The 6,871-nt window shown below is 69.0% G+C and carries 8 protein-coding genes; 4 read left to right on the top strand and 4 right to left on the bottom strand.

The features are described 5' to 3' along the window. Positions 1 to 561: 561 nt before the first annotated feature. Complete coding sequence (locus tag ACIP4Y_RS06785) at positions 562 to 1,212, bottom strand: DNA-3-methyladenine glycosylase (protein ID WP_358648344.1); 651 nt, start codon at positions 1,210 to 1,212, stop codon at positions 562 to 564. A 100-nt stretch (positions 1,213 to 1,312) separates the two neighbouring features. On the opposite strand from ACIP4Y_RS06785, the gene ACIP4Y_RS06780 reads away from it, so the two are divergent. The 3 genes from ACIP4Y_RS06780 to ACIP4Y_RS06770 all read left to right on the top strand — a co-directional run bounded on the left by ACIP4Y_RS06780 (position 1,313) and on the right by ACIP4Y_RS06770 (position 3,354). Further along, positions 1,313 to 2,095, top strand: a complete 783-nt coding sequence (locus ACIP4Y_RS06780) for a sporulation protein (RefSeq protein ID WP_358648345.1) — start codon at positions 1,313 to 1,315, stop codon at positions 2,093 to 2,095. Between the two features lie 45 nt (positions 2,096 to 2,140). Beyond that, positions 2,141 to 2,680, top strand: coding sequence for a YbhB/YbcL family Raf kinase inhibitor-like protein (locus ACIP4Y_RS06775; RefSeq protein WP_401388578.1), 540 nt, complete (start codon positions 2,141 to 2,143; stop codon positions 2,678 to 2,680). A 167-nt stretch (positions 2,681 to 2,847) separates the two neighbouring features. After that, positions 2,848 to 3,354, top strand: coding sequence for an HNH endonuclease (locus ACIP4Y_RS06770; protein ID WP_401388575.1), 507 nt, complete (start codon positions 2,848 to 2,850; stop codon positions 3,352 to 3,354). A 106-nt stretch (positions 3,355 to 3,460) separates the two neighbouring features. Here the strand turns inward: ACIP4Y_RS06770 and ACIP4Y_RS06765 are convergent, their stop codons facing one another. The 3 genes from ACIP4Y_RS06765 to ACIP4Y_RS06755 all read right to left on the bottom strand — a co-directional run bounded on the left by ACIP4Y_RS06765 (position 3,461) and on the right by ACIP4Y_RS06755 (position 5,837). Then, the gene (locus ACIP4Y_RS06765) at positions 3,461 to 4,429 is read right to left on the bottom strand and encodes an SPFH domain-containing protein (RefSeq protein ID WP_401388572.1); all 969 of its coding nucleotides are present in this window, start codon (positions 4,427 to 4,429) and stop codon (positions 3,461 to 3,463) included. 124 nt (positions 4,430 to 4,553) lie between these two features. Continuing rightward, on the bottom strand, positions 4,554 to 4,985 hold the full coding sequence (locus ACIP4Y_RS06760; protein ID WP_358647670.1) for an NfeD family protein: 432 nt from the start codon (positions 4,983 to 4,985) through the stop codon (positions 4,554 to 4,556). Positions 4,986 to 5,045: 60 nt separating this feature from the next. Further along, on the bottom strand, positions 5,046 to 5,837 hold the full coding sequence (locus ACIP4Y_RS06755; RefSeq protein ID WP_358647672.1) for an ABC transporter ATP-binding protein: 792 nt from the start codon (positions 5,835 to 5,837) through the stop codon (positions 5,046 to 5,048). Between the two features lie 151 nt (positions 5,838 to 5,988). On the opposite strand from ACIP4Y_RS06755, the gene ACIP4Y_RS06750 reads away from it, so the two are divergent. Then, positions 5,989 to 6,807, top strand: coding sequence for a hypothetical protein (locus tag ACIP4Y_RS06750; RefSeq protein ID WP_401388568.1), 819 nt, complete (start codon positions 5,989 to 5,991; stop codon positions 6,805 to 6,807). The last annotated feature ends 64 nt before the right edge of the window (positions 6,808 to 6,871 follow it).

Here is a 6,871-nt window from a genome sequence, read left to right as displayed (position 1 = left end):
CAGCGTTCGTCCTGAGCCAGGATCAAACTCTCCGTGAATGTTTTCCCGTAATCGGGATGAACACCACGAGAGCGGTGCGAGAGGAGGAATAGTCCTCTCGCACACAGCGTCCTCGCTGTGTTTTTTCAAAGGAACCTCGTCCCAGCAGATGCTGGAGACGGGGTATCAACATATCTGGCGTTGATTTTTGGCACGCTGTTGAGTTCTCAAGGAACGGTCGCTTCCTTTGTACTCACCCTCTCGGGCTTTCCTCCGGGCGCTTCCCTTCGGTCTTGCGTTTCCGACTCTATCAGATCTTTTCTCGACCCGATTCCCTGTCGGCGGGATTTGCCTCGGGGCTTTTGGCTTTCGCCGTCCGCCCTTTCGACATTCACTACGTTAGCCGATTCCCTCGGGAACTCATAATCGAGTCTCGCGAGTTTCGATTCGGGCGCGCGAGCGCGCCGGAAACGACCCCGCAGAGGGGTGGGAGCTAGGTAGTGGGTTGGCCGCTCCGGCTGCAGGCGATCGCCGTACCCGGTTCAGCGGCTCGGGATACATTACGCGCCCCGCCGGGCCGAGTCAACCTCGGCGGCGCCTGGGCACATGGGCGCGGTACGGGCTGACCGTCGGGTCGTCGGCGACCCAGAAGCGCCAGGGGTGGACGTCGCCGTTCCCGCCCTCGCCGGCGACCCCGGTGCGGGGGCCGCTGCGTACCTGGTCGGAGGGGACCGGCGTGCCGGTCAGCATCCTCAGGGGCGTCTCGCCGGAGGTGCACGCGTCCGTGCCGTCCAGGGCCCGGTCGACCTCCAGGGCGGTGGCCAGCCGGGCCGGGCCCTTGGCCAGTTCCTTGTCGTTCCGGGCCGAAACGCGTCGCTTGCGGGCCAGCTCCGCGCCCTCCACCACTTCTCCCGCGCGGAGCAGGACCGCGCTGGCCCGGCCCTCGGGTCCGCAGACCAGGTTCATGCAGTGCCACATGCCGTAGGTGAAGTAGACGTACACATGTCCGGGCGGCCCGAACATGACCTCGTTGCGTGGGGTGCGGCCGCGGTAGGCGTGCGAGCCGGGGTCGTTCGGGCCGTCGTAGGCCTCCACCTCCGTGAGGCGGAGGGCGATCGGGCCGTCGGGTGTGGTCCGGACCAGGATGCGGCCGAGGAGGTCGGGTGCGACCTCCAGAACCGGGCGGTCGAAGAAGGCTCGGGGCAGTGGCGTACGGTCCGGGGGCGCGATCATGCCGTCCGAGGGTAGTCCAGACGGGGCACAGCGCCCGCGGAACCGGGCGTCGCCGGATCGCGTTTGTACGGGTCGAGGGTCCATTCGTAAAGGGAGAGTCATGGCGTTCAAGAAGCTGCTCGCGAGCCTGGGGGCCGGCGGGGCGTCGGTCGAGACGGTGCTGACCGAGGTCAACGTCGTACCGGGCGGTGTCGTCCAGGGCGAGGTGCGGATCCAGGGCGGTTCCGTGAACCAGGCCATCGAGGGGCTGTCCGTCGGCCTGCAGGCCAAGGTCGAGGTGGAGAGCGGCGACCAGGAGTACAAGCAGGACATCGAGTTCACCAAGGTGCAGCTGGGCGGGGCCTTCGAGCTGCAGGCCGGGGCCGTGCACGCGGTGCCGTTCGGGCTGGAGATCCCCTGGGAGACGCCGATCACCATGATCGACGGGCAGGCGCTGCGGGGCATGAACATCGGCGTGACCACGGAGCTGGCGATCGCGCGGGCCGTGGACTCCGGCGACCTGGACCCGATCAACGTGCACCCGCTGCCGGCGCAGAAGGCGATCCTGGACGCCTTCATCCAGCTGGGCTTCCGCTTCAAGAACGCGGACATGGAGCGCGGCCACATCCGGGGCACCCGGCAGAAGCTGCCGTTCTACCAGGAGATCGAGTTCTTCCCGCCGTCGCAGTACCGGGGTCTGAACCAGGTCGAGCTGAGCTTCGTGGCCGACGAGCACGCAATGGACGTCGTCCTGGAGATGGACAAGAAGCCGGGTCTGTTCAGCGAGGGCTCGGACACCTTCCGGTCCTTCCAGGTGGGACTGAACGACTGGCAGGGGACCGACTGGGCGGCTTACCTCAACCAGTGGCTGTCCGAGGTCGGCAGCAAGCGCAACTGGTTCTAGGCTCGGGAACTGCTGGTTCCAGATCATCGATCAGGAGGTACCGAGGTGACCGAGCTCAAGCGGCGGCCGCTCCCCCACGATTTCCATCCGCCCGTGCCGTCGTTCACGGTGACGAGCGAGGACATCGAGGAGGGTGCGACGCTGAAGAGCGCCCAGGTCCACGCGGAGGGCAACACCTCGCCGCAGCTGCGCTGGGAGGGCTTCCCGCCGGAGACCAAGAGCTTCGCCGTGACGTGCTACGACCCCGACGCGCCGACCGGCAGCGGGTTCTGGCACTGGGTGCTGTTCGACATCCCGGCCTCGGTGACGGAGCTGCCGGCGGGTGCGGGCAGCGGCAAGTTCGAGGGGCTGCCCCCGGGCGCCGTACACGCGCGGAACGACTACGGGACGAAGGACTTCGGCGGTGCCGCGCCGCCGCCCGGGGACGGCCCGCACCGGTACGTCTTCACGGTGTACGCGGTGGACCAGGAGAAGCTCGGCCCGGACGCGGACGCCTCTCCGGCCGTCGTCGGCTTCAACCTGCGGTTCCACACGATCGCGCGCGCCCACCTCATCGGTGAGTACGAGAACTCCGCGCAGGACTGACTCCGGCGTACTGATTCAGCGGAGCGTTCATTGAACGTTTGCCCGCCTCCGGTCTTGGAAGTGATCGGAGGCGGGCATTTTTATTGCGTTGTCCATCTCGGCGCGCCCGTCCAGAGTTGATCCAAGCCCGCCGGGGGGTGGGCAGGTGCACACGGGAGGTGGGCCGGATGCGTGACACGTTGGTCCTGAACGCGAGTTTCGAACCGCTGTCGACGGTGACTCTGAACCGAGCCGTGGTCCTGGTGCTGCAGGACAAGGCCGTGGTCGAGCAGGCCCATCCCGAACTGCGCATGCGCGGTGCCGATCTGGACATACCCGCGCCCCGGGTGATCAGGCTGTGCCGGTATGTACGGGTGCCGTTCCGAAGACAAGCGCCGTGGTCGCGGCGGGGGGTATTGGTGCGGGACCGGCACCGGTGCGCGTACTGCGGGCGCAGGGCGACGACCGTGGACCATGTGGTGCCGAGGTCTCAGGGTGGGCAGGACACGTGGCTCAACACTGTTGCCGCGTGTGCGGAGGACAACCATCGCAAGGCCAACCGGACTCCTGAGGAGGCCGGGATGTCGTTGCTGCGGGAGCCGTTCGAGCCGACTCCGGCGGATGCGATGCTGTTGGCCTTGGGCGCCGAGGACTTCGGCGCGCTTCCTGAGTGGCTCGCTCGGGATGCGGCCTAGTCGTCTGCCGGCAGCTGTTCGTGGGCGGCTGCGGGTTGTTCGTGGCTGATCGCAGTTCCCCGCGCCCCTTTCGGGGCGCGGCAGAACTCGGCGTCGGGAAGCTCCGTCAGTCGATCGACGGCTTCTCCCGGCGTTCCGGGCCGGAGGAGTTGCCGTTGCCCGATGAGCCGTTGTTGCCGTTGTTGCCCGAACCTCCGCCCAGGGGGCCGAAGTTGCCCATCGCGCCGGAGAGGCCCTTGAGGGCGTCGCCGATCTCGCTGGGGACGATCCACAGTTTGTTGGCGTCTCCCTCGGCGATCTTGGGGAGCATCTGCAGGTACTGGTAGGACAGCAGCTTCTGGTCGGGGTCGCCGGCGTGGATGGCCTCGAAGACCGTGCGGACGGCCTGGGCCTCGCCCTCCGCGCGCAGGGCCGCGGCCTTGGCCTCGCCTTCGGCGCGCAGGATCTGGGACTGCTTCTCGCCCTCCGCGGTGAGGATGGCGGCCTGGCGGGTGCCTTCCGCGGTGAGGATCGCGGCGCGCTTGTCACGGTCGGCGCGCATCTGCTTCTCCATCGAGTCCTGGATGGAGGTGGGCGGCTCGATGGCCTTCAGCTCGACACGGTTGACGCGGATGCCCCACTTGCCGGTCGCCTCGTCGAGGACGCCGCGCAGGGCCGCGTTGATCTCCTCGCGGGAGGTCAGGGTCCGTTCGAGGTCCATGCCGCCGATGATGTTGCGGAGCGTGGTGACCGTCAGCTGCTCGATCGCCTGGATGTAGCTGGCGACCTCGTAGGTGGCCGCCCGGGCGTCGGTGACCTGGTAGTAGATGACCGTGTCGATGTTCACGACCAGGTTGTCCTGGGTGATCACCGGCTGCGGCGGGAACGGTACGACCTGTTCGCGCAGGTCGATGCGGTTGCGGATGGTGTCGATGAACGGGACCACGATGTTGAGGCCCGCGTTCAGCGTCCGCGTGTAGCGGCCGAAGCGCTCGACGATGGCGGCGCTGGCCTGTGGGATGACTTGGATGGTCTTGATCAGGGCGATGAAGACCAACACCACCAGGATGATCAAGACGATGATGACCGGTTCCATCGTCGGCTCCCCGTACCCTTCTCCGCCTCGGCGCCTTCGGCAGATCTCATGACTGTTGAGGATCTTGCTGGTCGAGTCTGTCAGACCGTCGCGCTGCTCGTGCGTCGTTCCCGGCGAGTTGTCCTCAGATGACGATCGCGGTGGCACCTTCGATGTCCACGACGTCCACCTCCTGGCCCACTTCGTACGCACGGCCGGTGTCGAGGGCGCGGGCCGACCAGACTTCTCCGGCGAGCTTGATACGTCCGCCGGACGCGTCGACCCGTTCCAGCACGACGGCCTGTCTGCCCTTCAACGCCTCGATGCCGGTGGCGAGTTGGGGGCGCTGTCTGCCGTGCCTGGCCGCTATGGGCCGGACGACGGCGATGAGGGCGACCGAGACGACGACGAACGTGAGGACCTGGATGACCGCGTCGAAGCCGAGGCTGGAGACGACGGCCGCCGCGACGGCTCCCACCGCGAGCATGCCGAATTCCGGCATCGCGGTGACCACGAGCGGGATTCCGAGCGCCGCCGCGCCGACGAGCCACCACACCCATGCGTCGATGTCGTTCACATGGTCATGGTAGGGCCGGGGTCGGGCGGCGGACAGGGCGCGAAAGGGAGGGCGCCGGGGTCAGGACAGGGGCAGGCCCTGGGCGGTCCAGCGGTCGCCGACCTGCTCGACGACGAGCGGGAGGCCGAAGCAGAGGGAAAGGTTGCGAGAGGTGAGTTCCAGCTCGATCGGGCCGGCGGCGAGGACCTTGCCCTGGCGGATCATGAGGACGTGGGTGAAGCCGGGGGCGATCTCCTCGACGTGGTGCGTGACCATGATCATCGAGGGGGCGATGGGGTCGCGGGCGAGCCGGCCGAGGCGGCGGACCAGGTCCTCGCGGCCGCCGAGGTCGAGGCCGGCGGCGGGCTCGTCGAGGAGGAGCAGCTCGGGGTCGGTCATCAGGGCTCGGGCGATCAGGGTGCGCTTGCGCTCGCCCTCGGAGAGGGTGCCGAACTTCCTCTCCAGGTAGTCGCTCATGCCGAGGCGGTCGAGGAAGGCGCGGGCGCGCTGCTCGTCGACCTCGTCGTACTCCTCCTGCCAGTGGGCGGTCATGCCGTAGGCGGCCGTGAGCACGGTCTCCAGCACGGTCTGGCGCTTGGGGAGCTTGTCGGCCATGGCGATGCCGGCCATGCCGATGCGGGGGCGCAGGTCGAAGACGTCGACCTTGCCGAGGGTGTCGCCGAGGATGGTGGCGGTGCCCTTGCTGGGGAAGAGGTAGCTGGAGGCGACGTTCAGGAGAGTGGTCTTGCCGGCGCCGTTGGGACCGAGGATGACCCAGCGCTCGCCCTCCTTCACCGACCAGGAGACCTGGTCCACCAGAGCCCGGCCCTCACGGACCACGGATACGTCCTGAAGCTCCAGAACATCGCTCATGAGCGCGTTGTCTCCCCTTGCAGTGTGGCCGGTCTCGGCTGTCGCGTACGCCTGTGGCTCGGGTCCGCCGCGCCGGTGGGCGCAGCCCTTATGAAATCTACGCCACGAGTGCCCCGCTCCATTCCATCGGTCCGGTCCTTAGGGTGGGGGCATGCTCTCGGAACCGCGTTCAGGACGCCTTGCCGCTTGGGGAAATGCCCTTTTGGCCGGACTTGCCTCTCCGGATGACGCCGTGCTCGCCATCGTGGGCGAGGACGCGGTGCACCGGGTGGAGGGGCTGCCCGGGGAGTCCGCGCCGGTCGGGCTCACGCTCGCGCTGGGGCGGCTGCGCACGCTGGGGGTGGCCGGACTGCGGGTGGCGCTACCCGCGCCGGGGCATCCGCTGGGGCTGAGCGGTCCGCCGGAGTTCAATGCGCGGGCGCTGGAGGCCGAGGAGGCGGTGGTCTGCCACGGGTCCGCGTTCGGGCTGGTGCCCGAGGTGTACGAGGCCGGACCCGCGGGCGATGTGCACGCCGAGGTGGTCTGGCACGTGCTGCCGGTGCGGCAGGCGCCGCCCGCCGACGTGCCGTCGCTGGGCGAGGCCGAGCGGGAGCTGGCGGAGGCGCTGCGGGAGGCGACCGAGGTGCTGTCGAAGCTGGACGTCGCCGGGTCGGGTCCGGTGGCGGAGGCGGCGATCGACGCGTACCGGGCGCGGGTCGGCGGGGCGGCGCGAAGCGACTCGTCGAGGGGCGGTGACCGGGAGGTGCTGGCGCCGGGGTATCCGCCGCGTGCGGTGCGGGTGTTGGAGCTGGCCCAGCGGGTGGGGCTGCTGGTGTCGCTGGCGTACGACCACGGGCACGGGGGCGCGGTCAGCTCCGCCGAGATGCGGGCGCGGGCCGAGGCGCTGCGGCCGGTCGAGCGGACGGCTCGGCGGGCGCAGGTGGCGGCGTACAACGCGTTCGTGGAGGAGCGGGAGCGCGGAGCGCGGTGACCCGCGTCCGCGGGCGGACGACCTGACAGGCCTCCCGGCGGTTCCGGGAGGCCTGGGGTCGTTG

Source organism: Streptomyces sp. NPDC088810, from assembly GCF_044750305.1.
Lineage (GTDB): Bacteria > Actinomycetota > Actinomycetes > Streptomycetales > Streptomycetaceae > Streptomyces.
Note: the sequence above shows the minus strand (reverse complement) of the source record. Positions and strands in the feature narration are given on the sequence as shown.

Coding starts and splice junctions, on each gene's coding strand:
- ACIP4Y_RS06785 (WP_358648344.1), bottom strand. CDS start 1,212: ATGATCGCGCCCCCGGACCGTACGCCACTGCCCCGAGCCTTCTTCGAC.
- ACIP4Y_RS06780 (WP_358648345.1), top strand. CDS start 1,313: ATGGCGTTCAAGAAGCTGCTCGCGAGCCTGGGGGCCGGCGGGGCGTCG.
- ACIP4Y_RS06770 (WP_401388575.1), top strand. CDS start 2,848: ATGCGTGACACGTTGGTCCTGAACGCGAGTTTCGAACCGCTGTCGACG.
- ACIP4Y_RS06765 (WP_401388572.1), bottom strand. CDS start 4,429: ATGGAACCGGTCATCATCGTCTTGATCATCCTGGTGGTGTTGGTCTTC.
- ACIP4Y_RS06755 (WP_358647672.1), bottom strand. CDS start 5,837: ATGAGCGATGTTCTGGAGCTTCAGGACGTATCCGTGGTCCGTGAGGGC.
- ACIP4Y_RS06750 (WP_401388568.1), top strand. CDS start 5,989: ATGCTCTCGGAACCGCGTTCAGGACGCCTTGCCGCTTGGGGAAATGCC.